This is a genomic window from Rhodococcus sp. NPDC055112 (assembly GCF_053607505.1).
This window is the reverse complement of record NZ_JBSGTR010000006.1, coordinates 1-26903: the sequence shown is the minus strand read 5'-3', so window position 1 is coordinate 26903 and position 26903 is coordinate 1. Positions and strand designations below refer to the sequence as shown.

Genomic DNA, 26903 nt, shown 5'->3' with positions numbered 1-26903 from the left:
CTCACTGCCGGGAGCGGCGCCGCTGTCGCGCGTTGGCCATGCCGACCGCGGCGCGCAGGACGTGCGGGGCACGGCGAGCAGTCTGCAGCACCGCTCGATCGATCATGTTGAGGTCCAGGTGTTTTCGCGTGCCGGGGCAGGGTTCTTCGTCCGTGGCGATGTCCCGGGCGGAGAGCGCATACAGCCGCCATCGGCCGGGGACACCCTTGAGCTCCTGTTCGCCACGGTCCACGAACGAGAGCCCGGACCCGACCACCAGGTCCCGGACGGTCCGCGAGACCAGCACCTCGCCCGGCCCCGCGGCGGCCCCGATCCGGGCTCCGATGTGCACGGTCATCCCGGTCACCTCCGCCCCGATCCCCTCCACCTCTCCGGTGTGCACGCCCGCGCGCACCGCCAGCCCAAGCGCCTCGGCCTGGCGACACACGATCCGCGCACATCGGACCGCCGCCGCCGGGCCGTCGAACACGCTGAGGGTGCCGTCGCCCGCGACGTTCACGAGCCGGCCGCCCGCCAGCTCCACCTCGTTGCGGATCTGCCGCTCGTGGGTGGCCCGCAGGTCGCGGTAGGGGCCGTCGCCGATCCTGGCCAGCATCTCGGTGGACCCGGCGATGTCCGTGAACAGGACGGAGGCGAGGTGGCGGTCGGCGTCGACCGGCCGATGGACCCCGGTCGCGACCTCCTCGATGTGGTCGATGATCGGTATCCAGGCCTCGCCGAGTGACGAACCGGGTGCCGCGGCCGCCAGTGTGTGCAGCGTGGCGTGGGGGATCGAGTCGGTGACGTAGCGGGAGACCGCCTCGGGCATCGAACTCGCAGCAGGATGGAGCACCCGCGTGGTGCACTGGACAGAGGGGAGGGCGTCGGAGCAGTCGATCCGCAGCAGCCACTCGAGGTGCGCGCGGGCGGTCGCGGGCGGCGCGGAGCAGCGTTCGAGCAGCGCCAGCAGCCTGCGATTGAACGGCGAGTCCTGGCTGGGGTCCCACATCGACATGATTCGTCCGGAGCCCCAGTCGTCGTAGACGGCCCGCCAGCCCTCCACGTAGCGGGCCAGGGTGTCGGGGTCCCAGCCGTGTGGGATGTCAGGACCGTCGCGGAGCATGCCCTCGATGAACGGTTGCTGCAGCACCAGGCCGGTCACCCGCTCCGGCGCGCGGGCGGCCACCAGTACGAGGGGCCCGCAGGTGCTGCCGATGCCGACCATGGTGGCGCGTTCCATGCCGACCGCGTCCATCACCGCGAGCACGTCGTCGGCCTGCTGTTCGAGGGCGGGGACGTGGTCGACCGGGTCGGACAGGCCGAGGCCGTTGCGCTGGAAGTAGACGGTGCGCGAGAAGGTCGCGGTCCGCTCGAAGAGGTAGTGGATGTGCGGATCGGTCCACATCAGGTCCGGGTGCAGGCCGATCTCGAGGAACAGGACCACGTCGGCGCCGCGCTCACCCACGACCTGATAGGCCAGCGCGTGACCGTCGCGCTCGACGTACCTGGTACCCGGTGGGTCCATGAATCCAGGGTAGTCGCGTCAGTCGGGTCGACGGGAGAGTCGGCGCTGCCGTGCGTTGGCCATCCCGGTCGCGGCCCGCAGGACTTTCGGGGCGCGGCGGGCCATTCGGAGCACCGCCCGATCGAGCATGGTGAGACTCAGGGCCTTTCGCGACGTGGTCGAGGGGTCGCTCTCGGCTGCGGTGTCGGTGGCGGCGAGCGCGTACAGCCGCCATCGGCCGGGGACGCCCTTGAGTTCGTGTGTTCCGTGGTCGACGAAGGTGAGACCGGAGCCGACCATCTGGTCCCGCACCGCACGCGAGACCAGCACCTCGCCCGGCCCGGCCGCGGCTCCGATCCTGGCTCCGATGTGCACGGTGATGCCGGTCAGCTCGGTCCCGATGCCCTCGACCTCGCCGGTGTGCACACCGGCTCGGACGCCGATTCCCAGCTCCGTGGCCTGCCTGCACACGGTTCGCGCACATCGGACCGCGGCGGCCGGGCCGTCGAACACGCTGAGGGTGCCGTCGCCCGCGACGTTGACCAGCCGGCCGCCCGCCACTTCGACCTCGTTGCGGACCTGCCGTTCGTGGGTGGCGCGGAGGTCGCGGTAGGGGGCGTCGCCGATCCGGGCCAGCGTCTCGGTGGACCCGGCGATGTCGGTGAACAGGACCGAGGCGAGATAGCGCTCGGCGTCGACCGGTCGATGGAGCCCGGTCGCGACCTCCTCGATGTGATCGAGGACCGGTATCCAGGCCTCACCCATCGAGGTGCCGGGGGCAAGTGGGGGCAGCACGTGCAGCGTGCCGTGCGGAATCGCCGCGGCGATGTGCCGCGAGGCCGCCAACGGGACCGGGCTCCGCGCGGAGTGGAGTACGCGCGTCTCGCACTGGATGGACGGGAGCGCGTCGGTGCAGTCGATCCGGAACAGCCACTCGAGGTGCGCGCGGGCAGTGGTGGGGGTGGCCGAGCAGCGCTCGAGCAGTGCCAGCAGCCTGCGATTGAAGGGCGAGTCCTCGGTGGGGTCCCACATCGACATGATCTGGCCGGAACCCCAGTTGTCGTAGACGGCCCGCCAGCCCTCGACGAAGCGATCTCGGGACGAGCGGTCCCAGCCGTGGGGAAGATCCGGGCCGTCGCGGAGCACGCCCTCGATGAACGGTTGTTGCAGCACCAGGCCGGTCACCCGCTCGGGCGCGCGGGCGGCCACCAGCGCGAGGGCGGCGCAGATGCTGGCGCTGCCGACCAAGGTGGCGCGGCGCATCCCGACCTCGTCCATCACCGCGAGCACGTCGTCGGCCTGCTGTTCGAGGGTGGGCACCCGGTCGACGGGGTCGGACAGTCCGAAGCCGCGGCGCTGGAAGTACGCCATCCGACAGAAGGTCGCGGCGCGCTCGAAGACATAGTGGATGTGCGGATCGGTCCACATGAGATCGGGGTGCAGGCTGATCTCGAGGAACAGGAGCACGTCGACGCCGCCGTCGCCCAAGACCTGGTATGCCAGCGCGTGTCCGTCACGCTGGACGTACCTGGTACCCGGCGGGTCCATGAGTCCAGGCTAGTCGCCGGACCGGCCCCTTCGGGAGGCCAGCGTGACGGTTCCGGGGCGTGTGGTCCGTTACGGGTGCGGGTGCGGACCGCCGTCCGGGCCGTGCAGGTGGGCCCGCTCCCCGTCGCGGTCGAAGATGGTGAGGATCTCCACGGGGCCCTCGTGTGCCCCGATGGCGTGCGGGACCATGGTCGAGAACTCGGCCGCCTCACCGGCCTGGACCAGCAGTGTCCGTTCGCCCAGGTGTAGTCGGGCGGTGCCGGACAGCACGGTGAACCAGTCGCGTCCGGGGTGCACCCCCAGCTGCTCGGTCGTGGTCGGGCGTTCCGGGGTGATGCGCATCTTCGCCACCGTCACACCCGGCAGGGCCCGGTCGCGGGAGAGGAGCCAAGTCGTCACCCCCGGCGTGTGTTCGGGCTGCGGACGGATCACCACGTCCTCGTCGTCGGCCGATTCGACCAGCTGGTCGAGGGTGGTGCCGAGGGCCCGGGCGATGGGGACCAGCTGATCGAGGGCGATCCTGCGGTGCCCGGTCTCGATGCGGCTCAGGGTGGAGGGGCTGAGGAAGCAGCGCGCCGCGAGGGCGTCCAGCGACCAGCCCTTGGCCAGCCGGAGGCCGCGGATGCGCTGCCGGATCATGGCGTCCATGGTGACTTCTTGCGTCATAGGCAAGATGGTATGCCTATCGAGCATGACGCATCTAGGGTGGAGTCATGACGCAGCACTCCCACCAGCACGGACACGCGCACGGCCAGCACCACGGACACCACGACGAGGAGGGCCTGGCGGACATGCTGGACTTGGACGCGGAGGTGCACGGCGCTTGCCTGGACGAGGTGACGGACTGGGTGGGGCGGCTCGCCCCAGACGCCCCGCGTGCGGTGGCCGACGTCGGTGCCGGGACGGGCACCGGCACCCTGGCGCTCGCCCGCAGGTTCCCCGGGGCCGAGGTGATCGCGATCGACGCGTCGGAGGTGATGCTCGAGCGTCTCCTGGCGTCGGCACGCGAGGGCGGTCTGGTCGACCGGCTACGTGTCGTGCAGGCCGATCTCGACGCAGGGTGGCCGGCTGTCGGCACAATCGACGTCGCCTGGGCCGCGTTGTCGCTGCATCACGTCGCCGACCCGGACCGGGTGCTCCGCGACATCCACGACGCACTGAACCCGGGCGGCCTGCTGGCGGTCGTCGAGATGGACGCGTTGCCGCGCTTCCTGCCCGACGACGTGGGTTTCGGCCGACCCGGACTGGAATCGCGATGCCACGAGGCCATCGCCCGGGCGAACTGGAATGCGCACCCGGACTGGCGGCCGCACCTGGAGGCGGCCGGGTTCGACATCGTCGAGCAGCGCACCTTCGCCTTCGACGTCAGTCCCGCGCAGGCGAGCATGGCGCGGTACGCGCACACGTTCCTGACTCGGGTCCGAGCTTCCCTCGGCGACAGTCTGGCCGCCGACGACCTCGGCGCACTGGACCAGCTCCTGGCGGGTGACCACCCCGGCTCGCTCCAGCGGCGCAGCGACCTGAGGCTTCGGGGCAGCCGGACCGGATGGGCGGCGCGTCGCCCCTGACGGCTGGGGCGCACTCCTCTGTGACGCCGGCCACGGACCAGGTAGGTTGTGTGTAACCGCAAGAACTACTCACCAGTAGGGGTATGAAATGCCTGCTCCGTCCGCCGCGACCTTCGCGCGGCTCGCCGACCTCATCGCCATCCCGGACGCGGCGAGCCGCCCGACCCGCCCCGTCGTCGAGGCCTTCACCGGCCGCGAACTGACGACCGTCCCGGTCGGCACCGCGGAGGACGCGGTCGCCGCGATCGAGCGCGCCCGGGTGGCCCAGCGGGAGTGGGCCAAGCGTCCCGCCGCCGACCGCGCCCGCGTCTTCCACCGCTACCGCGAGCTGGTGCTGGAGAACCGCGACGCGCTGATGGACATGGCGCAGGCGGAGACCGGTAAGTCCAGGGCCGCCGCCCTGGAAGAGGTCCTCGACATCGCCATGACCGCCCGGTACTACGCCCGGCTCGCGCCGAAGGCGCTCAAGCCGAAGCGGGTCCAGGGCATGCTGCCGGGCCTCACCAAGACCGTGGTGCACCACCACCCGAAGGGCGTCGTCGGCGTCATCTCGCCGTGGAACTACCCGATGACCCTCGCGGTGTCCGACGCCATCGCCGCCCTGATGGCGGGCAACGCGGTGGTCATCAAGCCGGACAGCCAGACCCCGTACTGCGCGCTCGCCTGCGTCGACCTGATGTACCAGGCCGGACTGCCGCGCGAGGTGTTCGCGGTGGTCCCCGGGCCCGGATCCGTGGTGGGCACCGCGATCGTCGAGAACACCGAGTACCTGATGTTCACGGGCTCCACCGCCACCGGCCAGCTGCTCGCCGAGCAGGCAGGCCGACGGCTGATCGGCTTCTCCGCCGAGCTCGGCGGCAAGAACCCGATGATCGTCACCAAGGGCGCCAACCTGCGCGAGGTCGCCGATGCGGCGGTCCGCGCCTGCTACTCGAACTCCGGTCAGCTGTGCATCTCCATCGAGCGGATCTACGTCGAGCAGCCGGTCGCCGACGAGTTCACCAGGCTCTTCGGTGAGAGGGTCAGGAACATGACCCTGGCCCCCGGCTACGAGTTCGGCATCGAGATGGGCAGCCTCGTCTCCGAGGCGCAGGTCAAGACCGTCTCCGGGCACGTCGACGACGCCGTGGTCAAGGGCGCCACCGTGGTCGCGGGCGGCAAGGCGCGCCCCGACCTCGGCCCGCTGTTCTACGAGCCGACGGTGCTCACCGGCGTCACCGACGAGATGGAGTGCGCCCGCAACGAGACCTTCGGCCCGCTGGTGTCGATCTACCCGGTCGCCGACGTGAACGAGGCGGTCCGGCTGGCCAATGACACCGAGTACGGCCTCAACGCCAGCGTCTGGGCGGGCAGCAAGGCCGAGGGTGAGGCCATCGCGGCCCGGGTGCGTGCGGGCACCGTCAACGTCGACGAGGGGTACGCACCGGCCTGGGGCAGCACCGCGGCTCCGATGGGCGGCATGGGTGTGTCCGGCGTCGGCCGCAGGCACGGTCCCGAGGGTCTGCTCAAGTACACCGAGTCGCAGACCATCGCGACCACGCGCGTGCTGAATCTCGGTGGGCCCCGCGGACTTCCGCCGAAGGTGTGGGCAAAGGTGCTGGCGCCGTTCATCAAGATGCTGCAGTACGTCCCCGGGCGCTGACCGGATGGATCACGCGAGCGTCCTGATCGAGGCCGCGCCGTCGGCGGTGTGGGATGTGGTCACCGACATCGCCGGCATGGGTCGGTTCAGCCCGGAGAACACCGGCGGGCGGTGGACCGGCGGCGAGCCGGGGACCGCAGGTGCGACCTTCACCGGCAGCAACCGGCACGGACCGGTGCGGTGGACCACGCACTGCACGGTGGTCGATGTGGTTCCGGGCGAACGGTTCTCGTTCGAGGCGGACGAGCCGAAGGCGCGCTGGAGCTACCTGCTCGAGCCGTCCGGCGCGGGGACCCGGCTCACCGAGACCAGGGAAATCTACGGGACGCCCGCGCTGTGGGTGCGGATCGTGCAGCGCTCGAAGGTGCTCGGTCGGGACCGGGACACGTTGATGCGGGCAGGCATGCAGACCACGCTGGAGCGGATGAAGGCGCACCTGGAGGTCTAGGGCGGTGCCCGGATCCCGCTCGGCGCCGCGGCGAATCCATCGAAAGTATGAAACTCGGCGCGCCCCCGGCATTTCGCGGCGACGGGGGGTGGCGACGATGATGGAATCGTGGTGGCGCCGTTCGGTGTCCGCTTTTCACGTGGAAGGGGCACCCCCATGACCACCGAGTCGACCGACTTGGAGCCGAGAGCCGACCGGCGCGCCTGGATCGGGCTCGGGGTGCTCGCCGCGGGACTGTCCATGATCGTGGTGGACGGCACCATCGTCGGCGTCGCGCTGCCGGTGATCATCACCGACCTCGATCTCGACCTGACCGACGCGCAGTGGGTCAACAGCGTCTACTCGGTGGTGTTCGCCGCGCTGCTGCTCACCGCAGGGCGGCTCGGCGACCGGCTCGGCCGCCGCCGCATGTTCATCCTCGGCGTGCTGGTGTTCCTGTTGGGCAGCGTGTTCGCCGCGCTCGCCACCAGCGCGACCTCGCTCATCATCGCCCGCGTCATCCAGGGCGTCGGTGGAGCCTTCGTGCTCCCGACGACCCTCTCGAGCGTGAACGCGACCTTCCGCGGCAAGGACAGGATCGTCGCGTTCGCCGTGTGGGGAGCGGTGATCTCGGGCATGGCGGCGGTCGGCCCGCTGCTCGGCGGCTGGCTCACCACCTACTTCACCTGGCCGTGGATCTTCATCGTGAACGTCCCGATCGGCATCGCGGTGATCATCGGCGCGCTGTACGCGGTGCGGGAGACCAAGGCCACCATCACCGAGCCCGGCCTCGACGTGGACGGGTTGCTGCTCAGCGCGATCGGTTTCGGCGGCGTCATCTTCGCCCTGATCGAGGGGCAGAGCCTCGGCTGGTGGAAGCCGATCGCCCCGTTCAGCGTGTTCGGCCTCGAATGGCCCGCGGACGCGCCGGTGTCGGTGGTCCCGGTCGTCGGCGCGATCGGCCTGGCCAGCCTCGTGCTGTTCGTGGTCTGGGAGCGACACCGGGCCCGCGGCAGCCACCGCTCCGCGATCCTCGATCTGAGCCTGTTCTCGGTCCCGACGTTCAGCTGGGGCAACCTGACCGCGCTGACCGTGGCGATCGGCGAGTTCGGCCTGCTGCTGGTGATGCCGCTGTTCCTCGTGAACGCGCTCGGCCTGACCACGATGGGCGCGGGCCTGGTGCTGGCCGCGATGGCGCTGGGCGCCTTCGCCTCCGGCGCCGCGGCCCGGCACGTCGCCGCCCGGTTCGGTGCGCCGAAGACCGTGATCCTGGGACTGGCGCTCGAGGCCGTCGGCGTGGCGGTGGTGGCCTTCGCGCTGTCCTCCACGGTGTCCCCGTGGCTGCTCGCCGTGCTGCTGGCGGTGTACGGCGCAGGCCTGGGTCTCGCGTCGGCGCAGCTGACCGGGACGGTGCTCGCCGACATCCCGGCGGAGAAGTCGGGCCAGGGCTCGGCGACGCAGAGCACCGTGCGCCAGCTCGGCGCCGCGCTCGGCTCCGCGGTGCTTGGCGCGGTGCTCTCGATCTCGTTGGCGCAGAACCTCTCCGACAGTCTCGAGCCGGTCACGGCGGTGCCGCCGCCGGTGCAGGAACAGCTGGTCACCGCGACCAGGGACTCCGCGGGCGGCACCATCTCCGGGATCCGCGAGCAGGGCGAGGAGGGCAAGCTCGGCCCGTCCGGACCCGAGGTGACCACGGCGCTGTCGGAGGGCTTCGGCGACGCGACCCGCACCGCGCTGTTCGTGGCGTCCGGGTTCCTGGCGCTCGGCCTGGTCAGCGCGACCGCGCTGAACGCGCGGTCCCGCAAGGAGACCTAGTCCGCCCGGTCGCGGTCGAAGGCGGCGACCACCCGCTTCGGGGCGGTCAGCCGCCACGCCTCCTCGACGAGCTCGGCCAGCTCCTGCGGATCGACGCGGTCGAGGACGACGTCGATCCAGCCCCAGCGCCCGAAGAACGGGGCTACCAGGAAGGTCTCGGGGTCCTGCGCGAGCAGCGCGGCCTGATCGTCGCGGGTGGCCTTGAGGCACGCGGTCGGCGCGCCGTATCCGACCATTGTGAACATCTTCTTGCGCACCCGGAACGTCGGCTGGTTGCCCCAGTTGTCGACCACGATCTCCTCCGCCTCGGGGAGGGCCAGCATCAGTGCGCGTACATCCTGCTCGGAGGGCATGACGCAGTTATAACCTCGCCCGCCGACACCCGCACAGTTCAGGCGGTGGTGGCGAGCGCGGCGGCCAGGCCGAAGGCGACGGCCATCGTCAGCACCTCCAGCAGCGCGCGTCGCAGCGAGTCCTCCGCCTGCATCCGGTGCGCACCAGCCGCAGGCACCCAGGTCCGGCGCCACCACCAGCCGAGCGCACCGAGCGCGAGCAGCGCCGCGGACTTGGCAAGCACGATCCGCCCGTAGCCGGTGTCGACCAGCGCGCCGACGCCGCCGAGCTTGACCGCCGCGTCGATCAACCCGGTCACCGTCAGCGCCGCGACGCACCGCCAGGCCAGCTCCGAGTACCTGGGCAGCAGGGTGGCCCACGCGCCCCTGGCCCGCAGCAGCAGCGCCATCGCGACCAGCGGTCCCAGCCACAGCGCGGCGGCGAGCGCGTGCGCGGCACCCAGCAGCGAACCGAGGGTCTGCGCCGACATGTGCCCCGTGACGGGACGGGCCGTGAGCGCGACCGCGGCGAGCACCGCGACGGAGGTGATCGGCCAGTCGGCGCCCCGCCGGAATGCCAGCGCCGCGATCACCGCGATCGCGGCGGTGCAGACCACGGTGGCGCCGCCGATCTGGCCCGCGTTGACGTCACCGAGAAACCGGCCGAACGTGCTGGAGGAGAGAGCGCCTGCCCCCGTCTCGGTCGTCTCCGCCGCCGCGGCGACCACGAGGGCGACCTCGGCCAGGGTCCAGGCCCCGGCCAGCGCCGCGATCGGCCGCCACAGCGCGCCGCGCGCGATCACCGGCCGCGGCTCGGACCGCTGCAGCCACTCCAGCGTCGTCAGGCCGAGCACCGTCGACCCCAGGAGGATGGCGAGCACCCGGATCAGGCTCGACGGGTCGGGGCCTGCCGGGTGGGCCAGCAGCCAGGCCATCCCGACCCCGGCCAGGCCGGCGGGCGCGGCGAACAGCAGCCATCGTGGCGAGATGTGCCACTGCCGCCGCGCGCCCGCCGAGGCCACCGAGGTCAGCCCTTGTCGCTGGGCCGGCGCAGGGCGAACGCCAGGCCGCCGCCGAACACCAGGACACCCGCGACGATGAACGGCCACATCGGCAGCCCGTCCGAGTCGCCGCCCTCGGCGCCGGCCTTGTCGCCGCCCGGCTTCGGGCCGGGTGTGCCCGAGCCCTGCTCGGTGAGGGTGAAGGTGCGGGTCCCGCTGACGGGGTGGCCGTCGGCGGAGGTCACCCGGTAGGCGATCGTGTAGTCCCCGGTGGGCCCGAGCTCGCCGACCGGCACGCTGACCGAGGGTCCCTGCACGGTGGGCTCGCCCTTCGACCACAGGTTGCCGTCCGGGCCGACCACGGTGAGGGTGGCGAAGCTGGGCTGCATCGGTTCGTTGAACGTGACGACGGCCTGCTCCGGGCCCACCGCGACGGACGAGCCGTCGGCGGGGGTGGAAGCGGTCACCACCGCGTGGGCCCCGGCGACGCCCGCGCCGAGCATCGCGGCCACCGCCGCGAACATGGTCACGGCCAGGACGCGGACCCGGGTGCTCATGAGCGCCGTCCGCGGACGGTCGCGCCGACGCCGAGCGCGGCGCCGAGTGCGCCGAGCACCAGGCCGATGCCGCCGAGCCAACGGGCCGTGGTGTCCACGCCGTCGTCGTCGGTGGTCGCGGACGATGCGGTCGAGGCGCCGTGGTGGCCGTCCTCGGACTCCGAGGCGGGGGCCAGCGAGAGGGCCGGCGCCGGCTTGTCGGGCTCGCTGCCGTCGGGGCCGGGCTGCTGATCCCAGTTCACGACCTGGCCGTCGCTGTAGGTCTGCGTGGCGGCGAAGGACACCTCGTCCTGCTCCGGCAGCGGCCCCGTGGACAGCAGGAACTGCTGGAACTGGCCGGGTCCGACGCTGACGCCGGGATCGGCGGTCCAGGTGACCGAGGTCGCCTCGCCGGACGCGGCGTCCTTGGTGACCTGCGACGTCCAGCCCGGCATCGGCTCGGTGCGCGCGGACGCCAGGTTGGGCAGTGCCACCGTCAGCTTGGTGGTGCCCGCGGTCTCCGACTCGGTGGGCACCTTGAAGGTCAGGACGGTGTAGCCGCCCTGCTCGGCGCCGGGGGCGCTGACCGAGACGTGAGCGGAGGCAAGGCCGGTGCCGAGCAGCAGGACGCCGCCGGTGGCGCCGACCGTGAGGAGGGCGCGGGAAAGGAGGGTGGTCATGGGGTTCTTTCTCTCGAGAGGGGAGGGCGGGCTCGGATCGCCGAGTCCGCTATGCGGGCACCGCCGCGGGCGGTCCCCGTCTCGAGATGCAGAAGTGCAGCAGCGTCACCTTCGCGATCGCGTCAGTCGACGCGGTGTGGAGCGAGAAGTCCATGCGCGGCAGCGGATTCCACCGACGCAGGACGGACCTCAGCACCCGGGTGATCGGGCCGTACACGGCCTCCGCGGCCAGGATCAGCGCGGCACACAGCGCCGTCGCGACGGCGTGGGCGGCGAGCATCGTCAGCCCGCGGGGGGAGAGCTCAGGGCCGTGGAACTGGTGCGCGGTGAGGGCGGTCGACAGCGCGAGGTGTCCGACGAGCTGCCCGGCGGCCAGCGCCCCGAGCAGCGCGCCGCGGCCGCCGCGCAGGCCGCCGGCGAGCGCGCCGACGGCGGCGCAGCACAGCACCAGCAGCGTCAGGGCCGAGGAGTCCGGGTAGCCGCCGCCCGCGACCCCGTGGCCGGCCACGGAGAGCGCCGCGGTGAGCGCCCCGACCGCCGCGCCGCGCATGCGGGCGGTGTGGTCGGGGCGGGGGGTCGGCATCTTCGTCGGAGCGTCGCGCCTGGGTCAGCGAACGCCGAGGCGGGCGAGCAGATCGGCCTCGACGCCGTCGAGTTCGGCCGAGATCGCGTGGTGGGCGGCCTTGCGGCGCGCGGCCGGCATCTGCTCGGAGGCCCGGACGGCCGTGCTGAGCTCGGCCAGACGACCGAGAACGGCGCCGGTGAACCGGGCGGTCTCGACGTCGGGGTACTGGGCGGCGATGGCGTTCGCGGACCGCTCGGCGCCTGCGATCCGGGCGCTGAGGTGAGCGCCGTGGCCGGTGTAGGTACCCAGCTCCTCGGCGGCGATACCCATCTTGTTGGCGCGCTGCTGGTCGAGCTGTGCGCGCAGCATGGTGGCGCCGCGGTAGACGAGGGGGGCGAGCACCGGCGTCAGCAGCCGGGCGATGCCGAGGTACTTACGGATCTGGCCGACGCTGAGCTTGCCGCGGGTGGCGGCCTTCTCCTGCGCCTTCAGCGTCGCGAGCTGAGCCTTCTCGACCTTCTTCGCGGACTTGGCCTCGGTGCGCATCTTCTTGCGGTCGTTGCGGGCGCCGAGCTTCGCCTCGACCTTCGCCTTGTGCTTGAGGGCCTTCGCCTCGGCACGCCGGGTCGCGCGTGTCTTACGTTTCCTGAACAAACCCATGCGTAAGGCCCCTCATTCTTGGCGCTCGAGCTTCGGCACACCTCGTCCCCGACAGCCTATCCGCGACCGCCCCGGGCGACGGCGGCGAGTCCGGCAGGGCCCGCTCCGGCGCGGTCTGGTCGCTCCGCAGGCTCCGCTCAGGCGCGGTCTGGTCGCTCCGCAGGCTCCGCTCAGGCGCGGTCTGGTCGCTCCGCAGGCTCCGCTCCCGGCAGGCGCGGTGCGGGTTGTCGGTGCGACGGACCATAATCTCGTCATCGTGAACTCTTCGCAGGACCTCCGGGATCCGCACCAGGACGCCGAGCCGGGCCGCAACGGCACTCGGTCGGTGCTCATCGATCCCAGGACGCTGACCATGTGCCGGCACCGGGTCCACCTCGACTCGGCCTATCCCGAGCTGATCGCCTCGGCACCGGAGGACATCGGCGTCCAGCAGCGCCGGGAATCGGCCCAGGCACACCGGGAGGACATGCTCCGGCGCTTGATGGCGCCCGGTGCTCACACCTGGGTGCTGATCGATCAGTCCGTCCCGACGCGAGAGCGGGCGGCGGCGACCCTGCGGGCCTGCGCCGAGGGCGCGGACCGGATCTGGGGCGCGGTGTTGCCGCTCGAGTTCGACACCGGCAGGCGCGGGCGGGCGGAGCTGTTGATCCGGGACGCCGACCGCGGGGGATACATCCCGGCCATCGTGGTCAACCACAAGGTCACCGACCCGGGCAGCGGCGCGATCACCTCCGGGCTCGACGACTGGGCCCCGAGCGTGGACCCGGACCGGAAGGTGCGCGCCCAGCTCCGCGATCAGCTCCGCCTCGCGCACCTGCAGCGAATGCTCCAGGCGCAGGGCGTGGCGAGCCCGTCGATGCTCGGCGGCGTCATCGGGTACGGCGGCGAGCGCTTCCTGGTGCACGACCTCGCCGCGGTGATGGACGTGTACGACGAGCGGTTCGCCGACCGGCTGGCCGTCGCGCGCGGCGAGCGCTTCACCTCCCCGTCGCAGATCGGCGAGTGCCGGTCCTGCCCGTGGTGGTCGCGATGCAAGGAGAACCTGACGGCCGCGCGAGACGTCAGCCTGGTGGCGACGGGCTCGCGGGCCGAGGCGCTCCGCGCGGCCGGGGTCTACACCATCGACGACCTGGCGGCCTGGGACGGACCGGCGCCGGAGGAGTGGCAGGGCAACGGGTTCGAGGATGCGGTGGTGATCGCGAAGGCCTGGCTGGGCGGGATCCCGCTGGTGCGGCGGCAGTCCGAGGTCACCGTGCGCCGGGCCGACGTCGAGGTCGACGTGGACATGGAGAGCTACCAGGAGCACGGCGCCTACCTGTGGGGCACGCTGCTGACCGCGGACGGCGTCACCCAGCCGTACCGGCCGTTCGTCACCTGGGACCCGTTGCCGACCCGGGACGAGGGCAGGTCCTTCGCGGAGTTCTGGGGCTGGCTGATGGGGGTCAGGGAAGAGACAGTCGCGGCGGGCAAGACCTTCGCGGCCTACTGCTATTCCCGTGCGGCGGAGGACAAATGGCTGCTCGACTCGGCCACTCGGTTCGCCGGGATGCCGGGCATCCCGACGGTCGCGCAGATCCGTTCCTTCATCGACAGCCCGGACTGGGTGGACGTCTACCAGGCGGTGAGCGATCAGTTCGTCTGCCCGAACGGCAAGGGGCTCAAGAAGATTGCGCCCGTCGCCGGGTTCAACTGGCGGGACGCGGACGCAGGCGGCGAGGCGTCGATGAGCTGGTACCGGGATGCTGTCGGCTACGACCACGAGCCGGATCTCGACCAGCGGGAGCGGTTGTTCGTCTACAACGAGGACGACGTGCAGGCGACGCGGGTGCTACGGGAGTGGATGACCGACCGCGCGGCGGCGGAGACCCCGCTGGCCTCGGAACTGTAGGCGCGACCTGTTCCCGCCGAACGCGCGACGGTGATCAGACTGTTGCCGGATCCCGGACATGACCTCGTCGGTCCGGTCGACATTTGGGTAGCGTATTACGGTTGACCTGCGGATATATCGACTTCAGATTCGGCAGACGGGGGGTGGCTTTCAATTAGTCTGGCGCGGTCTGGGGTGCTCGATGAACGTGAGCGCCCGCCATCACACCTTGAACGAGGGAGTCTGCATGTTTCGAACCATGGCGCGTCGCGGCGCGTCCGTCCTCATTGCCGCGGCGCTGTGCGGCGGTGGTTTGGCCGTTGGCGGGGGCGCAGCGTCGGCCGAGGAACTCCCGGGCGGCGGGATCGGCTCATCGCCACTGACTGGCTCGCTTGACATGACTACTGGATGTTCGGCTTCGTTGCCCCCCGTTTGCAACGGTCCAACGACGTTTACCGAATGGATGTCGTCCCTGTTCGGTTCCTAGTCGATCCGAGACAGTCCGCCAAAGAGGCGGCAGTGGTGCGCTTGTGGAGTCCGGGAACTCCGCGAGCGCGCCACCGCGCGAAGCGCCTTTCTAGCGCGGCGCCATCCGCAGCGCGCCGTCCATGCGAATCGTCTCGCCGTTGAGGTAGTCGTGCTCGACGATCATCTGCGCGAGCTGCGCGTACTCGGACGGGTTGCCCAGGCGGGACGGGAACGGCACGCCGGCCTCGAGGCCCTTGCGGTACTCGTCGGTGACGCCCGCGAGCATCGGGGTGTCGATGATGCCGGGGGCGATGGTGTTGACGCGGATGCCGAACTGCGCCAGGTCACGAGCGGCAGGCACGGTCATGCCGTGCACGCCACCCTTGGATGCGGAGTAGGCGATCTGGCCGATCTGGCCCTCGAACGCGGCGACCGAGGCGGTGTTGATGACGACGCCGCGCTGACCGGACTCGTCCACGGTGTCCGTCTTGGCGATCGCGTCGGCGGCCAGGCGCATCACGTTGAACGTGCCGAGCAGGTTGACGGTGATGACCGTGCGGAACAGCTCCAGATCGTGCGGGCCGTTCTTGGACAGGATGCGACCGGCCCAGCCGACGCCCGCGCAGTTGACGACGGTGCGCAGCGGCACGCCGGAGGCGACGATCTGGTCGACCGCGGCCTGGACCTCGTCACCGCTGGTGACGTCGGTGGGGATGAGGGTGACGCCGGCCGGGACGCTGTCGCCCGCGCGCTCGATGGACTGGGCCAGATCCAGCCCGAAGACGGTGGCGCCTGCGTCGGCGAAGCGCTTGGCGGTGGCGGCGCCGAGACCGGAGGCCGCACCGGTGACCAGTGCCGCGGTTCCCTGGAGTTCCACTGTTCGATCCTCTTTTCTGGCGGCCACCGTTGGCCGACCGGTAGTGACCTGAACGATAGCGCCCGGTCGTGAGTCTGGTTAACGACGGTTCACCGAACAGTGTGCCAGCTGTGCCGCTCCGGCCGGCGGTAGTCGTTGCGTATAACGGTTGACCTGCGAAGATGCCGATTCTCGGATTTGGCCGCCGCGTCGGGCGGGCGGCCCTAGTCTGGCTCGGTCGGGGCGGTCGAACGTCTGCCCATCGTTTGTCGAATGGAGTTCTCCTGTGCGAAAAGGCTCGATGCGGTCGAACAGTCCTGTCCACCGGGGTGCATCAATGCTCGCCGCGATCGCGGTTGTTGCCGGCGGGCTGACGGCGGGCGTCGGGACGGCAACGGCGTCCGGGTCCGCCGACCTCGGGTATTTCCTGCCGCTCGTGTCCGGCTCGGTTGATCTACCCGTTTGTCCGGGCGCATTCAACAGGTACGCCGTGCCGAAGCAGGCGGGGGATGTCACGGCGCGGAGGACCGTAACCACCCCGGCAGTTCCCGGATCCTGGTTCAGGAGCCATGACTGGTTTGAGGTCGCGGGCAATGAAACCAAGTATGTTCAGCGTCTCACCGACTACCCGCCCTCGGCCGCGTACAAGCTCAGGTCTATCCGGATCCAGTGGCGGGATCTGGAGACAGATGAACTCACGACGGAGACCGAGCCCCCGACGTCCATCGACAAGCAGACCGGAGCGGTGACGATCACGGGGAACTGGGCAGTCAGGGGGGACGCATCTCGTCCGGGCAACACGTATTTCGACTTCCAGTACGACGTTCCGTTGACGGCAAAGATCGGATCGGTCCAGGAAAGCGGCGTCGGCTTCACCGCCGCCGGTCTCGTACCACAGGACTGGCCGGCGATGGATGGGGCCGCTTTCGAAATCGTCGAGGGGCCCGCCATATGCCGGCCATACACTGGAAACCAGTAGTCGGTCCGCCACCTGAGTCCAGTCGGCCGGCCACCCGGGGTCCGGTTTCGATCCCATCGTGTTCAACGCCTTGACTTGTGGAAGGCGAGGCTCAATTCGGTTAGCGGCCTTCTCGATTCGCCCTATTCTGGCTCGGTCGGGGGGCGTTCCGTTGGATGTGGTCGCCCGGTCATCACACTTCGAACGAAGGAATCTGCATGTCTCGAAATCTGGCGCGCCGCGCCGCGTCCGTCGTTGTCGCTGCTGCTCTGCTCGGCGGCGCTCTGGCACTCGGCGGGGGCACGGCGTCGGCCGAGGATGTCCCACTGTTGCGCGACCTGAACACGGCGACCGGCTCCGGGCTGATCAGCGGTGTAGATCTAATAGACGCCTGGATCGACAACGGCTTGATAGACACCGGCAGCCAGAAGATCACGTGCACCGCCCATACCTATGATTGCCCGATTTAGGCGAGGAGCTTCCCGCGTTTGTTGCAGCACGCGATCCGCATGAGATCCCCACGGGTCCGTAGCAGCACACAATCGACGGCGAAGCCGCCTGCCCAGGGTTCCCGGGCGGGCGGTGTCGGGTGCTGAGTGTCACGCCTTCGCCGTCATGCTCGTCGTGTTGGACGGCGAGTGGTCGCCGGGTCGTGTTTAACGCTTTGACCTGTGGAATGTTGAGGCTCAATTGGGTTACCGGCCTGGTTGATTCGCCCTAGTCTGGCTCGGTCGGGGGGGGGCGTTCCGTTGGGTGTGGCCGCCCCGGTCATCACACTTCGAACGAAGGAATCTTGTATGTCTCGAAATCTGGCGCGCCGCGCCGCGTCCGTCCTTGCCGTCGCGGCCCTGCTCGGCGGCGGTCTGGCCCTCGGCACGGGCGCTGCATCGGCCGAGGAAGCCTCCGGCAACATGAACGGCTCCGTTGAAACGACTGGGTGTAACCCCAAACAGGGTGCGGACTGCGACTTCCCACTCCCGTTCGGTTCCGGCAGCACGAGCGGCTCCGTTGAGACGTTTGGCGGCCCCCTCGATTGGGCGGCGGTGGGAGTGCTCGCCGTGGGGCAGGCGGGTGGTTCGATCGGCGACCTCACCTTTGGGTGTAACCCCAAACAGGGTGCGGACTGCGACTTCCCCACCCCGTCCGAGATCTTGCTCGCCCTGTTGCAGGGTCGCGATCCCCACACGCTGTAGCCGTAACCACTCGACGTGCTGCCGCCCGCTCAGGTTCCTGGGCGGGCGGTGTCATGTGTTGGTCGTTCGAGTCTTCGCAGTCGTGTGCCTCATTGTTGGTGAGCTGTCGCCCGGTCGTGTTCAACGCTTTGATCGAACGAAGATCGAGGCTCAATTCGGTTACCGACCTGGTTGATTCGCCCTAGTCCGGCTCGGTCGGGGGCGTTCCGTGGGGTGCTCGCCCCGGTCATCACACTTCGAACGGGTGTCTGTCGGCGACGGAATCCAGTTCGATCTCACCTACCTGGCGGCCTACTCGCCGCGGTTGGAAGAGGGCGCCGGCGTCAGCAGCTTCACCCTCGAGGAGCCCGGCTTCACTCCGGTTGTTTCGCCTCCTGTGGGCACGGTGACAGGCGGCGACCTACGAGGCCCACTCAGCTGAGACTGAGAAGGATGGATGGCGCCGGGAACTTCCCGGGTTGGGTAGCTCCGGCTCCTGACCTACCGGTGGTGGTCGTGGCAGTACCTGTGCGATTACCGCCGGTGGCGAGGTGAATGACCGCCTCTGAAATCCCGGCCAAACTGACGACGGTTCGCCGGGCGGATTCGAATCCGACAGAACTCGTTTAACGCTTTCACCTGACGAAACTTGAGGTCCAATACTGCTGCCGGCCCCGCTGATCCGCCCTATGCTGGCGCGGTCGGGGGGCGTTCGATGGCTGTGGCGCCCGGTCATCGCATGTCGAAATGGAGAAACACCTTGTCCAACAACATGATGCGCCGCAGCGCATCGATCCTTGCCGCCGCGGCCGTTGCCGCCGGCGGGCTCACGATCGGTGCGGGCACCGCGAGTGCATCCTGCATCGCACGCGGAGGCCTGGAGCGACTCCAGTCGATCACGGAACCGCTGGGTGTCGAGTCGATTGGCCGGTACTGCTCGTGGGCCGTCAATTACCTGCATGGATCCGTCGAAAATGTTGGCGTGACGCGGGTGGTCAAAATGGAGGTATCGCCGGGACAGGTGGTGCCCTATACCAGCAACTTTGTCCTGAGTGGAGATCCGGACAGGAATCTGACGAAAGTCGTCGATCATGCGCCGCCCGGTTTCGTGATGACGCGCGTGGAAGTCGTTCTGGACGAGTGGGTCGACCGTGTGAACCAGAGGACACCGTTGGAGGTGGGCCAGGTTGGTCAGGATTCAGTCACCGGCGCCGTCACGATCACCCCTTCGGGCGAGGGGTGGCCGATCCCTCACATGAACGGCACCACGAACCCGAAGATCGAGGTGAGAGTTCTCTACCGAGTTCCCTTGAACGTCAAGGACGGTGAGTTCCTTCCCTCCGGCATCACGTTCGAGGCGACCGGGCTGACCGGCACTCAGGGATGGTCGCCGATGGACGGGGCGTCGACCGAGGTCTACAACCAGCCCACGGATGGCTTCGGCAGTTCCGGCTCCTGATGAACCTCGCGGTGGTCGCTGCCGGATGTCCGGCGGCAGCCGCCGACTCACTCACATCGAGATGGAGAAACACTTTGTCCAACAACATGATGCGCCGCGGCGCATCGATCCTTGCCGCCGCGGCCGTTGTCGCCGGCGGGCTCACGGTCAGTGCGGGCACCGCGAGCGCGGTCTGCCAGATGAGTGCACCCCTGACACGGGTCGAGTCGATTGCGAACCCCTACCCAGGCTGCCTAAACGTCACTCATTGGTGGGTGGATGCAACGACTGCGGGCTTCACCGTCACACAGGGTGGCCCGAAGACGGTTGCCACCGGCGAGGATGCGCGCTTCTTCACCACCATCAAGAACTCGGGTGACCCGAACCGGGGTATGACGAAGTTCGTCCATCATCCACCCGCGGGCTTCGTGTTGAAGAGCGTGACCGGCAATACGTTCAGGAAAATACCGGCCGAAAATCGCAATGAAATTGTCCCGGTGGAGTTCACCTCCGAGGTAGATCCGGTCACCGGGGCCGTCACCCTCAAGCCTTCGTCCGGGCAGCCGCTGAATGTTGCGGACCAGCTCTATGTGAACCTCACCTACGAGGTCCAGGGCGTTCTCGCCATCGGCACCAGCGGCATCACGTTCGAGGCAACAGGCGTCCCGGAAACGCGGGACTGGCTGGCAACGGGGACGACGACGGTCACGCCGATTCAAGACCCCTTCGGCAGTGCCAGCGGTAGCACCGGCTCCTGACCGACCGGTGGTGGTCGTGGCCGGACCGGTCGCGACCACGACCTCGATCTTCTCGCCGGGTCAGGAGCAGTCGATGCAGCGCAACACCGCGGGCAGCACGTCGAGCCGCTCGACGCCGATCGGTCGCCCGCACTTCACGCACACCCCGTAGCTGCCGTCCTCGACCCGGCGCCGGGCGGCGTCGAGATCCTCCAGTTCCTGCCGAGCGTCGTCGAGCAGCGAGGCGACCTGGGCGCGTTCGAACGCGATCGTGGAGCCCTCGGGGTCGTGCTCGTCGTCGTTGGTGGTGAGTTCCGACCCGTCCAGGATGTCGGCCAGCCGCGCGGTCAGCGACTCGATCCGATGCACGGTCGCAGCGTGCTCCGCCGCGATCCGGTCGCGGGCGGTGGCGGCAGCGGACTCGGTCATGTCCCGTACAACGCCGCAGCGCAGCCGATGCTTCCGTCGGGCGCCGACCCGGGCTTTCTCATGGCGCGTGGAAGCTCGTCAGCTCGTAGTGGAGGGTGGGGGTGCGCATGACCTTGTGTGCGGCCCGCACCATGACGCGCTGCAGGATGGGGAAGCGGTGGTCGATGGCCCGGGCGGCGGCGTCGGCATCGGCACCGGTGAGCAGTCGCGCGGTCGCATCCGCCTCCTCGCCGGTCGGCTTGCCCGACCAGGTGCAGGGCCACATCCGGACCTCGGGGAAGTTCCGCAGCCGCTTGTTCTTCGAGGCCCTGCCGGGTGTTCGGAAATACGCGTGGGTCCCGTCGATCGCGATGTTGACGGGGGTGTCGACCCAGCTGCCGTCCCGTTTGCGGGTCTGCAGCAACACCACCTTGGCGGCCGCGATCGGTTTCGGGGGAATCTGTTCGGTCATGTCACCCTCCTGTGGGTGCCTGCGAGACCCTTCCAGTATCCGTCGAATCTCCTTCTTTCGGCTTCGGGGTGCGTTGCTGCGTCGACGGGAACGTTCGAGACAGTGTTTAACGCTTTGACCTGGGTAAAAGCGAGTGTGCGATTCCGCCGCGGTGCGCCGTTTCGCCCCTTACTCTTGGCGAGTTCTTGAGGGCGGGCGGTGGGCCGGTTCTCCCAACACTGAAGGAGACATTCTCGATGGTTGGACAGCTGGTGCGTAGGGGTGGGTCGGTGCTCGCGGCGCTTGCCGTTGTCGTAGGTGGGGCGACGATGGGTGCGGGCGCCGCGGCGGGCGCGCCTGGCGGAGGGTTCGGAAGTTCATGCTCCGGGCTCTACGAGCAGCTGTGCGGCGAGGCATTCTTGGATCACGGCGCAAGGGGCAACATCCTGGTGGGATATCAGGGCCCAGCCAAGGCCGAAGTGGGTAGTGAGGTCACGTACTACCCGAGCTTCTCGGCCCGGGACGGCATACCCGGCCTGGCGGTAACGACCGTCACGCACCATGCTCCGCGAGGCTTTGAGTTCGTCGGGGCCGTGGTGACTTCCCGCCCGCGATTCGCGGCGGACGTGGAGCTGGACTCGACCGCGGTGGTGGATCCGGTCACGGGGGATGTGACGGTCACGGCGCCCGCGGGCGGCTGGGCCATCCCGACGTCGGCAACCGATGCCGGCTCCCTCACCGGGTCCCTGTTCGTCGGGTTGCGCTACAAGGTGGTCGAGTCGTATCTCGCTGGCGCCAGCGGGGCCACGTTCACCGGCACCGACGTCCCGGCGTCGGCTGGATGGGTGGTCACGGGGGCGACCCGAGTCTCGCCGGGTATCGGCGGGTTCGGCAGCTCAGGAAACTGAGTGCGCGCGTTCCTCTTCCGCAAGTTCGCCCCGACCGGCGTCCTGACCAGGTCGCCGCTAAGCAATTCCGTCTCAGAGCATTGTTCTCGAACTCCTACCGCGCAGCGCGGTGGACTGATCGGCGGCGTCAGGCTCTGCAAACCGAAGGGAAACCGTTCAATGGCTCGACGCCTAGTGCAGAGGGGCGGGTCGGTGCTCGCGGCGCTGGCCGTCGTCGTGAGTGGCGCGACGATGAGTGCGGGCGTTGCGGGGGGCGCTGCGCCAGATGAAGGGTTCTCCGGGAGCCTGGCGGCGGCATGGTTCGGAAGCACTGGAGGGTGCGCCGGGCTCACAGAAGCGCTCTGCGACGGGTTCTTCACGGAATCCGCGACTGCCGGCGACATCTCTCTGGGCTACAAGGGTCCCGCGACTGCCGAAGTGGACAGCGAGGTCACGTTCAAATCGGTTTTTACGGCCCGGGATGCCATGCCCGGCAAGGCCGTAACAAGCGTCACGCACCACGCTCCGCGAGGTTTCGAATTCGTGGGGGCCGAGGTGTCCTCCCGCCATCAGGGCGTGTGGCCGCCCACGGAGCCGGACTTGACCACGGAACTGGACTCGACCGTGGTCGTCGATCCCGCCACGGGGAATGGGACGGTCACGGCGCCCGCGGGAGGGTGGGTCATCCCGACGAGGGCAACCGATACCGTCTCCGGGTACGTAATCGTCGAACTGCGCTACAAGGTGATCAAGTCGTATCTCGACGGCACCAGCGGGATCACGTTCACCGGCACCGACGTCCCGGCGTCGGAGGGATGGTTGGCGACGGGGGCCACCCGAGTCACGCCGGGCATCGGTTGGTTCGGCAGCTCGGGAAACTGATTGCGCGCGTTCCTCTTCCGAAAGTTCATCCGATCGGCGGCCTGACCGGGTCGTCGCGAAGCATCTCCGACTCAGAGCCCTTGTGCCTCGAGCTCTACCGCGCACAGCGGTGGACTGATCGGTGGCGTCAGGCTCTGCAAACCGAAGGGAAACAGTCCAATGGCTCGACGCCTGGTGCAGAAGGGCGGGTCGGTGCTCGCAGCACTGACCCTCGTCGTGGGTGGTGCGATGCTCGGTGCGGGAGGCGCGGCGGCAGCGTCGACGGGTAGTGCCGGGCCCGAAGGTCCCGCGGCCCCATGCGGCCGCCAGTGCGATGACGCCTTCCACGACGACAAGGCGCGTGGTGACATCGGGGTGTATTACGAGGGTCCGGTAGAGGCCGTCGTGGGGCGGGAGGTCACGTTCAAGGCAGAGTTCACGGCCTTGGGTGATGGCTGGCAGGGACTCCCCGACGTGGACCTCGCCACCGTCAAGCACCACGCACCTGAAGGCTTCACATTCACGGGGGCCGAGGTCACCTCCTACGACTGGACTCCTGGCCGGTATCCGATCACGGTTCTGGACTCGGCTGTTGTCGTCGATCCAGCTACAGGAGATGTCACGGTAGCCGCGCCCGCTGGGGGTTGGGCCATCCCGGTGGTCGCGAACCAGTCCGGTCCCGACAAGACCTATTACGCGTCGGGCATTGTGACGGTCAAACTGCGTTACACCGCGACCCAGTCGGTTCGCGACGCTGCCAGCGGACTCACGTTCACCGGCACCGGCGTCCCGGCGTCGGAGGGCTGGGTGGCGAAGGGAACTATCCAGGTCGCCGAGGCACCGCAGGCCGGAGGGTTCGGCAGCTCGGGAAGCTGACCGCACGCGCTCCGCTTTCGAACAATCGTTGAACCGGTGGCCCAGCAGGGTTGCCGCGAAGATTTCCCGGCGGTCATTCTTCGCCATCCGCATTGATGCTGCGTCACAGCGGTGGATGGAGGACGCCCGTCGGTCGATGCAACCCGAAAGGTAACTGTTCAATGGTGGGACATCTGGTACGTAAGGGCGGGGCGGTGCTTGCGGTGCTGACCGTCGTCGCGGGTGGCGCGGTGGTGGGGATGGGGACCGCCGTCGGGCAGACGGGGTCTGCGGACGAGATTTGGCGGAACCTCGTGCGTCCCTGCTACCCGACCGGCGACGCCTTCTTTCCCGATCGGGGACCTTGCTACCGCAACACCTTCTCGGATTCGGGGATGCTCGGCAACTACAAGGGCGCGTACTTCGGTGTGAAGACGGTGGAGCCCGGTGTCGACGTGTCATTCGATGCGGTCGTCGTAGCCCAGGAAGCCGCATTCGACGTTCCGGCACCGGAGGTGAATGTTGACGTCGCGAGCGTCACCCACCATCCTCCGAAAGGGTTCGAGTTCGTCGGGGTGAAGGTGACCGGCCATACACCGGTACCCATTCTTCCTGGACCCGGCGTGGACCTGGCCTCGACCGTGGTGGTGGATCCCGTCACCGGGGATGTCACCGTCTCGGCGCCGGCCGGGGGCTGGGCGCTGCAGCCGGGAAGGAACGGTGAGCAGTTCGCAGGGGGCGCTGTCAGTCTCGTGTTCCACTACAAGGCGCCCGACCAGGATGTCGACGGCGACAACGGGTTCACCTTCACCGGCACTGGGGTTCCGGCGTCGAACGGCTGGGTAGCGACGGGGAACACCCGAGTCGTACCGGTGAGCGGTGGTATCGGGAGCTCGGGTTCCTGACCGCTAGGGCGTGTTGCTGAACCAGATCGCGCACCGCCGGAAGAAGCGGGGCCGGTTTAGCAGGCCCTAGTCCGCGCCTACCTGTCGAGGGGTTACGTCAGTCTCCTCGGCGGGTAGGGCGGCGGTCCGCCGCGACCGCGCGTAGTGCACGACACCCGCGGTGATCGCGACCGCCAGGATCGCGCCGCCGGCGATCGGGCCGGCCGCGCTGCCCGGGAACAGGCCCTGGAGCAGCAGCATCACGCCGAAGACGAAGAACAGGGTCGCGGCGGCGAGCTTGATGAACCGCTCGGGCAGGTGCTTGCCGAGCACGGCGCCGACCACGATCGCGAGGGCGTCGGCCGCGACCATGCCGACCGTCGAACCGATCCACACGCCGACCCAGTCGTTGTCCGCGGCCAGGGTGATGGTGGCGAGCATGGTCTTGTCGCCGAGCTCGGCCAGGAAGAAGGCCGAGGCGACCGCGAGGAACGCCGAGGCGCCGACCCGGGAGGCCTTGTTCTGCTCGTCGTCGCTGAGGCTGTCGCCGCGCAGGGTCCACAGGGCGAAGATCACGAAGGCGATGCCGCCGAGGGTGCTGATCAGGTTCGTGGGGATGGCCACGCCGAGGTAGTGGCCGACACCGACGGAGACCAGGTGCACGACGGTGGTGGCGACGGTGATGCCGCCGATCACGACCCACCACTTGTAACGCAGCGCGAACGTCATCGCCATGAGCTGGGATTTGTCGCCGAGTTCGGCGACGAAGATGACGCCGAAGCTGAGCAGCAGCGCGGCAAGCATGCGAACCTCCTCCGTTATCTGGTTTCGGAGGATGTTGGGAACTGTTCCTCCGGCCGCCGACGTGTGGACGCCGACAGCCGAAGGTCTCGCCCACCGTGCCTGTCGTGTGAAACGACGGCGCCGGTTCGGGCAGCCGGGCGCATCGGATTTCGCGATGCTGACCAGTATGTCGACTGCTCGATTGGGGGCTACTCCCCTTCGCTAGGCGTAAGACTACCCCAGGCCAACGAGATCGCAAAGCGCACAACAAGTTTGGGAGACCGAACTTTGTTCTTCCGGTCTGCGTCAGGAGGCCAGCAGCATGGCCAAAACGGCGGTGTCGGGGTCGGTGTTGGGATCGAGGCTCATCCGGCTGACCAGGGACGTGACGGTACCGTCGGCGTCCGCCTCCACCCAGGTCGCCCGGTGGTCCAGCCCGAGGTGCGGCACGCCCGGCAGCAACAGACAGCCCGAGGCCGCGCCCACACACTCCGGCAACGACGGCATGGTCTCCGACGGCGGGTGCAGCACCAGGAGGGCCGGCGGCTGATGCTCCGCGAAACATCCTGGTGTGACGGCAGATTCGCCGAGTACTGGGCCCTCGGCGACCACGAGCCCGACGGTGCCGGGTTCCGGGTCCTCGGGAAGGTCCTCGTGGGCGCCGAAAACCGTTGAGGTGGGCAGTAATCCGGGGACGCATGCGACCCGGACGGCGAACACCAGCAGCTGGGCCCACTCCTTGGTGGTGTCGGGCCACCGGCCGGAGATGATGAACCCGCGCAGCGCCCCGGCGGCATGGAAGGGCGAGACGCCGATATGTCCGTGCTGGTTCACGTCCGTCCCCCTTCCGCGCGACGGCGCCCCGGGAGCGCGCCCCGGGACACCTCCAGGATGCGCCGAACTCGGCTGGCAGACAAGCGGGATGGAGTGCCAGCCGGACGGCGGAGCGCGCTATTCCTGCGCGGCGGGAACCCGCACCCGGACCCGCCGCACGGCACCGGCGCGTTCTCGTTCCGCTTCCTCCGGAACCCACGTTTCGGCGGTGCACACGAACAGGTCGCGACCGTCGGGCCCGCCCAGCGCGAGCGAGTACGGGTGAGGCGCGGACAGGCGGTCCGTGATGGCGCCGTCGGCGTCGACGCGGAAGATCTCGTCCCCGAACGGGGAGGCGACCCAGACACCGTCCTCGGCGTCGATCGCGAGGCCGTCGGGGTGCACCGTGGTGTCGAACTCGGCGATCACCCGCCGCTGTTCGAGGCCGCCGTCGGGTTCGATGGTGAAGCCGGTCAGCCGGCCGGGGGTGGATCGGCTCTCTGCGACGATGAGGGTGCTGCCGTCGGAGGTCACGACCATGCCGCCGGCCAGCACCATCGCGGTCGCGACGTCGTGGACGGTGCCGTCGGGTTCGATCATCGCCAGGTCGGCGGGCCGAGGCGGCCGCGGGGGATCGCTGCCGTCGCCGACGTTGCCGACGTAGGCGCGCCCGAACCGGTCGACGCACATCTCGTTCAGGTACCAGGTGGCGATGCCGGAGAGGTCGGCGTGCACGGCCAGGGTGCCGTCCGCTTCCCGGCGCAGCACGAGCAGGTCGCGGGTGGAGGCGATGAGGAGTCGGCCGTCGGGGAGAAAGCCCAGGCCCGCGGGTCGGCCGGGGACCTCGGCCACGGTGTTGAGCGCGCCCGTCAGCGGGTCGTACGCCAACACCTCACCGGCATGCGTGTCCGAGAACCACAGGTGCCGGTCGTGCCAGCGTGCCCCATCGGGAAAGGTCAGCCCCTCGACGAGGGTGTCCATCCCTCAACGATACGACCGTTTGCCGGAAACGACTCCGCCGCGCCCGGAGATCGGGCGCGGCGGAGTGGGTCGAACTGCGCGTGATTCACACCCCGGTCGGGGTACGACTCGCGCGCGGGCGGCGGAGCTGCTTAGACGATGAGGCCTGCGGTCTGGGTGCGGGCGCGGTCGAAGCGGGCTGCGACGTCGTTCCAGTTGACGATGTTCCAGAAGGCGTTGACGTAGTC

The 26903-nt window shown here is 69.4% G+C and carries 30 protein-coding genes and 1 pseudogene; 15 read left to right on the top strand and 16 right to left on the bottom strand.

The genetic code is table 11. The annotated features are described in order from the left end of the window. Nucleotide 1 precedes the first annotated feature (1 nt). From ACWFRB_RS04910 to ACWFRB_RS04900, 3 genes are all read right to left on the bottom strand, one after another. Entirely contained in the window at nt 2-1504 is a 1503-nt protein-coding gene (locus tag ACWFRB_RS04910) for an adenylate/guanylate cyclase domain-containing protein (protein WP_452639256.1), read from the bottom strand. An 18-nt stretch (nt 1505-1522) separates the two neighbouring features. After that, entirely contained in the window at nt 1523-3031 is a 1509-nt protein-coding gene (locus ACWFRB_RS04905; protein ID WP_452639255.1) for an adenylate/guanylate cyclase domain-containing protein, read from the bottom strand. A gap of 69 nt (nt 3032-3100) precedes the next feature. Further along, nucleotides 3101-3697 (bottom strand): helix-turn-helix domain-containing protein, encoded by a 597-nt coding sequence (locus ACWFRB_RS04900; protein WP_452639253.1) that lies wholly within the window; start codon nt 3695-3697, stop codon nt 3101-3103. Nucleotides 3698-3744: 47 nt separating this feature from the next. Here ACWFRB_RS04900 and ACWFRB_RS04895 point away from each other — a divergent pair, with 47 nt between their 5' ends. The 4 genes from ACWFRB_RS04895 (at nt 3745) to ACWFRB_RS04880 (ending at nt 8483) form a co-directional block, all read left to right on the top strand. After that, complete coding sequence (locus tag ACWFRB_RS04895) at nt 3745-4599, top strand: class I SAM-dependent methyltransferase (protein WP_452639251.1); 855 nt, start codon at nt 3745-3747, stop codon at nt 4597-4599. 88 nt (nt 4600-4687) lie between these two features. Next, complete coding sequence (locus ACWFRB_RS04890; protein WP_452639249.1) at nt 4688-6241, top strand: succinic semialdehyde dehydrogenase; 1554 nt, start codon at nt 4688-4690, stop codon at nt 6239-6241. 4 nt (nt 6242-6245) lie between these two features. Further along, nucleotides 6246-6689: an SRPBCC family protein gene (locus ACWFRB_RS04885; RefSeq protein ID WP_452639248.1), complete on the top strand. Its 444-nt coding sequence runs from the start codon at nt 6246-6248 to the stop codon at nt 6687-6689. Between the two features lie 156 nt (nt 6690-6845). Continuing rightward, nucleotides 6846-8483, top strand: coding sequence for a DHA2 family efflux MFS transporter permease subunit (locus tag ACWFRB_RS04880; RefSeq protein ID WP_452639247.1), 1638 nt, complete (start codon nt 6846-6848; stop codon nt 8481-8483). On the opposite strand, the gene ACWFRB_RS04875 is transcribed toward ACWFRB_RS04880, so the two are convergent. The 6 genes from ACWFRB_RS04875 to ACWFRB_RS04850 all read right to left on the bottom strand — a co-directional run bounded on the left by ACWFRB_RS04875 (nt 8480) and on the right by ACWFRB_RS04850 (nt 12257). Next, the gene (locus ACWFRB_RS04875; protein WP_452639246.1) at nt 8480-8836 is read right to left on the bottom strand and encodes an MmcQ/YjbR family DNA-binding protein; all 357 of its coding nucleotides are present in this window, start codon (nt 8834-8836) and stop codon (nt 8480-8482) included. The two genes, ACWFRB_RS04880 and ACWFRB_RS04875, sit on opposite strands and share 4 nt — an antisense overlap. Nucleotides 8837-8874: 38 nt before the next feature. Further along, a complete protein-coding gene (locus tag ACWFRB_RS04870) occupies nt 8875-9750 on the bottom strand; it encodes a CopD family protein (RefSeq protein ID WP_452639411.1) in 876 nt (291 codons plus the stop codon). 92 nt (nt 9751-9842) lie between these two features. Continuing rightward, nucleotides 9843-10373 (bottom strand): copper resistance CopC family protein, encoded by a 531-nt coding sequence (locus ACWFRB_RS04865; protein ID WP_452639244.1) that lies wholly within the window; start codon nt 10371-10373, stop codon nt 9843-9845. Next, the gene (locus ACWFRB_RS04860; protein WP_452639242.1) at nt 10370-11032 is read right to left on the bottom strand and encodes a YcnI family copper-binding membrane protein; all 663 of its coding nucleotides are present in this window, start codon (nt 11030-11032) and stop codon (nt 10370-10372) included. The genes ACWFRB_RS04865 and ACWFRB_RS04860 overlap by 4 nt, the downstream gene beginning before the upstream one ends. Nucleotides 11033-11081: 49 nt before the next feature. Beyond that, nucleotides 11082-11615 (bottom strand): hypothetical protein, encoded by a 534-nt coding sequence (locus ACWFRB_RS04855; protein WP_452639241.1) that lies wholly within the window; start codon nt 11613-11615, stop codon nt 11082-11084. Nucleotides 11616-11639: 24 nt separating this feature from the next. Continuing rightward, a complete protein-coding gene (locus tag ACWFRB_RS04850) occupies nt 11640-12257 on the bottom strand; it encodes a DUF6474 family protein (protein WP_452639240.1) in 618 nt (205 codons plus the stop codon). Nucleotides 12258-12609: 352 nt separating this feature from the next. On the opposite strand from ACWFRB_RS04850, the gene ACWFRB_RS04845 reads away from it, so the two are divergent. Next, nucleotides 12610-14145, top strand: coding sequence for a TM0106 family RecB-like putative nuclease (locus tag ACWFRB_RS04845; protein ID WP_452639410.1), 1536 nt, complete (start codon nt 12610-12612; stop codon nt 14143-14145). A 556-nt stretch (nt 14146-14701) separates the two neighbouring features. Here the strand turns inward: ACWFRB_RS04845 and ACWFRB_RS04840 are convergent. Beyond that, nucleotides 14702-15469 carry an SDR family NAD(P)-dependent oxidoreductase gene (locus ACWFRB_RS04840; protein WP_027502723.1) on the bottom strand — a complete coding sequence of 256 codons (768 nt, stop codon included), beginning with the start codon at nt 15467-15469 and terminating at the stop codon, nt 14702-14704. 316 nt (nt 15470-15785) lie between these two features. On the opposite strand from ACWFRB_RS04840, the gene ACWFRB_RS04835 reads away from it, so the two are divergent. The 6 genes from ACWFRB_RS04835 (at nt 15786) to ACWFRB_RS04810 (ending at nt 19774) form a co-directional block, all read left to right on the top strand. After that, nucleotides 15786-16427 carry a hypothetical protein gene (locus tag ACWFRB_RS04835; protein WP_452639238.1) on the top strand — a complete coding sequence of 214 codons (642 nt, stop codon included), beginning with the start codon at nt 15786-15788 and terminating at the stop codon, nt 16425-16427. Between the two features lie 197 nt (nt 16428-16624). After that, a complete protein-coding gene (locus ACWFRB_RS04830) occupies nt 16625-16876 on the top strand; it encodes a hypothetical protein (RefSeq protein ID WP_452639237.1) in 252 nt (83 codons plus the stop codon). Nucleotides 16877-17203: 327 nt separating this feature from the next. After that, on the top strand, nt 17204-17599 hold the full coding sequence (locus ACWFRB_RS04825) for a hypothetical protein (protein WP_452639235.1): 396 nt from the start codon (nt 17204-17206) through the stop codon (nt 17597-17599). Nucleotides 17600-17843: 244 nt separating this feature from the next. Then, on the top strand, nt 17844-18020 hold the full coding sequence (locus ACWFRB_RS04820) for a hypothetical protein (protein WP_452639234.1): 177 nt from the start codon (nt 17844-17846) through the stop codon (nt 18018-18020). Nucleotides 18021-18338: 318 nt separating this feature from the next. After that, nucleotides 18339-19037, top strand: coding sequence for a hypothetical protein (locus tag ACWFRB_RS04815; RefSeq protein ID WP_452639233.1), 699 nt, complete (start codon nt 18339-18341; stop codon nt 19035-19037). A 74-nt stretch (nt 19038-19111) separates the two neighbouring features. Beyond that, nucleotides 19112-19774 (top strand): hypothetical protein, encoded by a 663-nt coding sequence (locus tag ACWFRB_RS04810; protein ID WP_452639231.1) that lies wholly within the window; start codon nt 19112-19114, stop codon nt 19772-19774. 60 nt (nt 19775-19834) lie between these two features. Here the strand turns inward: ACWFRB_RS04810 and ACWFRB_RS04805 are convergent, their stop codons facing one another. Further along, nucleotides 19835-20182 carry a TraR/DksA family transcriptional regulator gene (locus ACWFRB_RS04805; protein ID WP_452639229.1) on the bottom strand — a complete coding sequence of 116 codons (348 nt, stop codon included), beginning with the start codon at nt 20180-20182 and terminating at the stop codon, nt 19835-19837. 58 nt (nt 20183-20240) lie between these two features. Further along, entirely contained in the window at nt 20241-20633 is a 393-nt protein-coding gene (locus ACWFRB_RS04800) for a PPOX class F420-dependent oxidoreductase (RefSeq protein ID WP_452639227.1), read from the bottom strand. A 236-nt stretch (nt 20634-20869) separates the two neighbouring features. Here ACWFRB_RS04800 and ACWFRB_RS04795 point away from each other — a divergent pair, with 236 nt between their 5' ends. From ACWFRB_RS04795 to ACWFRB_RS04780, 4 genes are all read left to right on the top strand, one after another. Then, nucleotides 20870-21520 carry a hypothetical protein gene (locus ACWFRB_RS04795; RefSeq protein ID WP_452639225.1) on the top strand — a complete coding sequence of 217 codons (651 nt, stop codon included), beginning with the start codon at nt 20870-20872 and terminating at the stop codon, nt 21518-21520. Between the two features lie 192 nt (nt 21521-21712). Next, nucleotides 21713-22381 (top strand): hypothetical protein, encoded by a 669-nt coding sequence (locus tag ACWFRB_RS04790; RefSeq protein WP_452639223.1) that lies wholly within the window; start codon nt 21713-21715, stop codon nt 22379-22381. A gap of 159 nt (nt 22382-22540) precedes the next feature. After that, on the top strand, nt 22541-23236 hold the full coding sequence (locus ACWFRB_RS04785) for a hypothetical protein (protein ID WP_452639222.1): 696 nt from the start codon (nt 22541-22543) through the stop codon (nt 23234-23236). 161 nt (nt 23237-23397) lie between these two features. Beyond that, on the top strand, nt 23398-24120 hold the full coding sequence (locus tag ACWFRB_RS04780; RefSeq protein ID WP_452639220.1) for a hypothetical protein: 723 nt from the start codon (nt 23398-23400) through the stop codon (nt 24118-24120). 66 nt (nt 24121-24186) lie between these two features. On the opposite strand, the gene ACWFRB_RS04775 is transcribed toward ACWFRB_RS04780, so the two are convergent. The 4 genes and pseudogenes from ACWFRB_RS04775 to ACWFRB_RS04760 all read right to left on the bottom strand — a co-directional run. Beyond that, nucleotides 24187-24903 (bottom strand): TMEM165/GDT1 family protein, encoded by a 717-nt coding sequence (locus ACWFRB_RS04775; protein ID WP_452639218.1) that lies wholly within the window; start codon nt 24901-24903, stop codon nt 24187-24189. A 285-nt stretch (nt 24904-25188) separates the two neighbouring features. Continuing rightward, nucleotides 25189-25716, bottom strand: a complete 528-nt coding sequence (locus tag ACWFRB_RS04770) for a peptidase (RefSeq protein WP_452639216.1) — start codon at nt 25714-25716, stop codon at nt 25189-25191. Between the two features lie 117 nt (nt 25717-25833). Further along, entirely contained in the window at nt 25834-26676 is an 843-nt protein-coding gene (locus ACWFRB_RS04765; protein WP_452639215.1) for an SMP-30/gluconolactonase/LRE family protein, read from the bottom strand. Between the two features lie 131 nt (nt 26677-26807). Continuing rightward, a pseudogene (locus ACWFRB_RS04760) lies at nt 26808-26903 on the bottom strand (superoxide dismutase); the annotation flags it as partial.

Coding starts and splice junctions, on each gene's coding strand:
- ACWFRB_RS04795 (WP_452639225.1), top strand. CDS start 20,870: ATGGTTGGACAGCTGGTGCGTAGGGGTGGGTCGGTGCTCGCGGCGCTT.
- ACWFRB_RS04800 (WP_452639227.1), bottom strand. CDS start 20,633: ATGACCGAACAGATTCCCCCGAAACCGATCGCGGCCGCCAAGGTGGTG.
- ACWFRB_RS04870 (WP_452639411.1), bottom strand. CDS start 9,750: ATGGCCTGGCTGCTGGCCCACCCGGCAGGCCCCGACCCGTCGAGCCTG.
- ACWFRB_RS04775 (WP_452639218.1), bottom strand. CDS start 24,903: ATGCTTGCCGCGCTGCTGCTCAGCTTCGGCGTCATCTTCGTCGCCGAA.
- ACWFRB_RS04845 (WP_452639410.1), top strand. CDS start 12,610: ATGTGCCGGCACCGGGTCCACCTCGACTCGGCCTATCCCGAGCTGATC.
- ACWFRB_RS04880 (WP_452639247.1), top strand. CDS start 6,846: ATGACCACCGAGTCGACCGACTTGGAGCCGAGAGCCGACCGGCGCGCC.
- ACWFRB_RS04830 (WP_452639237.1), top strand. CDS start 16,625: ATGTCTCGAAATCTGGCGCGCCGCGCCGCGTCCGTCGTTGTCGCTGCT.
- ACWFRB_RS04805 (WP_452639229.1), bottom strand. CDS start 20,182: ATGACCGAGTCCGCTGCCGCCACCGCCCGCGACCGGATCGCGGCGGAG.
- ACWFRB_RS04875 (WP_452639246.1), bottom strand. CDS start 8,836: ATGCCCTCCGAGCAGGATGTACGCGCACTGATGCTGGCCCTCCCCGAG.
- ACWFRB_RS04895 (WP_452639251.1), top strand. CDS start 3,745: ATGACGCAGCACTCCCACCAGCACGGACACGCGCACGGCCAGCACCAC.
- ACWFRB_RS04910 (WP_452639256.1), bottom strand. CDS start 1,504: ATGGACCCACCGGGTACCAGGTACGTCGAGCGCGACGGTCACGCGCTG.
- ACWFRB_RS04850 (WP_452639240.1), bottom strand. CDS start 12,257: ATGGGTTTGTTCAGGAAACGTAAGACACGCGCGACCCGGCGTGCCGAG.
- ACWFRB_RS04785 (WP_452639222.1), top strand. CDS start 22,541: ATGGCTCGACGCCTGGTGCAGAAGGGCGGGTCGGTGCTCGCAGCACTG.
- ACWFRB_RS04885 (WP_452639248.1), top strand. CDS start 6,246: ATGGATCACGCGAGCGTCCTGATCGAGGCCGCGCCGTCGGCGGTGTGG.
- ACWFRB_RS04905 (WP_452639255.1), bottom strand. CDS start 3,031: ATGGACCCGCCGGGTACCAGGTACGTCCAGCGTGACGGACACGCGCTG.
- ACWFRB_RS04835 (WP_452639238.1), top strand. CDS start 15,786: ATGCTCGCCGCGATCGCGGTTGTTGCCGGCGGGCTGACGGCGGGCGTC.
- ACWFRB_RS04825 (WP_452639235.1), top strand. CDS start 17,204: ATGTCTCGAAATCTGGCGCGCCGCGCCGCGTCCGTCCTTGCCGTCGCG.
- ACWFRB_RS04855 (WP_452639241.1), bottom strand. CDS start 11,615: ATGCCGACCCCCCGCCCCGACCACACCGCCCGCATGCGCGGCGCGGCG.
- ACWFRB_RS04765 (WP_452639215.1), bottom strand. CDS start 26,676: ATGGACACCCTCGTCGAGGGGCTGACCTTTCCCGATGGGGCACGCTGG.
- ACWFRB_RS04860 (WP_452639242.1), bottom strand. CDS start 11,032: ATGACCACCCTCCTTTCCCGCGCCCTCCTCACGGTCGGCGCCACCGGC.
- ACWFRB_RS04865 (WP_452639244.1), bottom strand. CDS start 10,373: ATGAGCACCCGGGTCCGCGTCCTGGCCGTGACCATGTTCGCGGCGGTG.
- ACWFRB_RS04900 (WP_452639253.1), bottom strand. CDS start 3,697: ATGACGCAAGAAGTCACCATGGACGCCATGATCCGGCAGCGCATCCGC.
- ACWFRB_RS04890 (WP_452639249.1), top strand. CDS start 4,688: ATGCCTGCTCCGTCCGCCGCGACCTTCGCGCGGCTCGCCGACCTCATC.
- ACWFRB_RS04780 (WP_452639220.1), top strand. CDS start 23,398: ATGGTGGGACATCTGGTACGTAAGGGCGGGGCGGTGCTTGCGGTGCTG.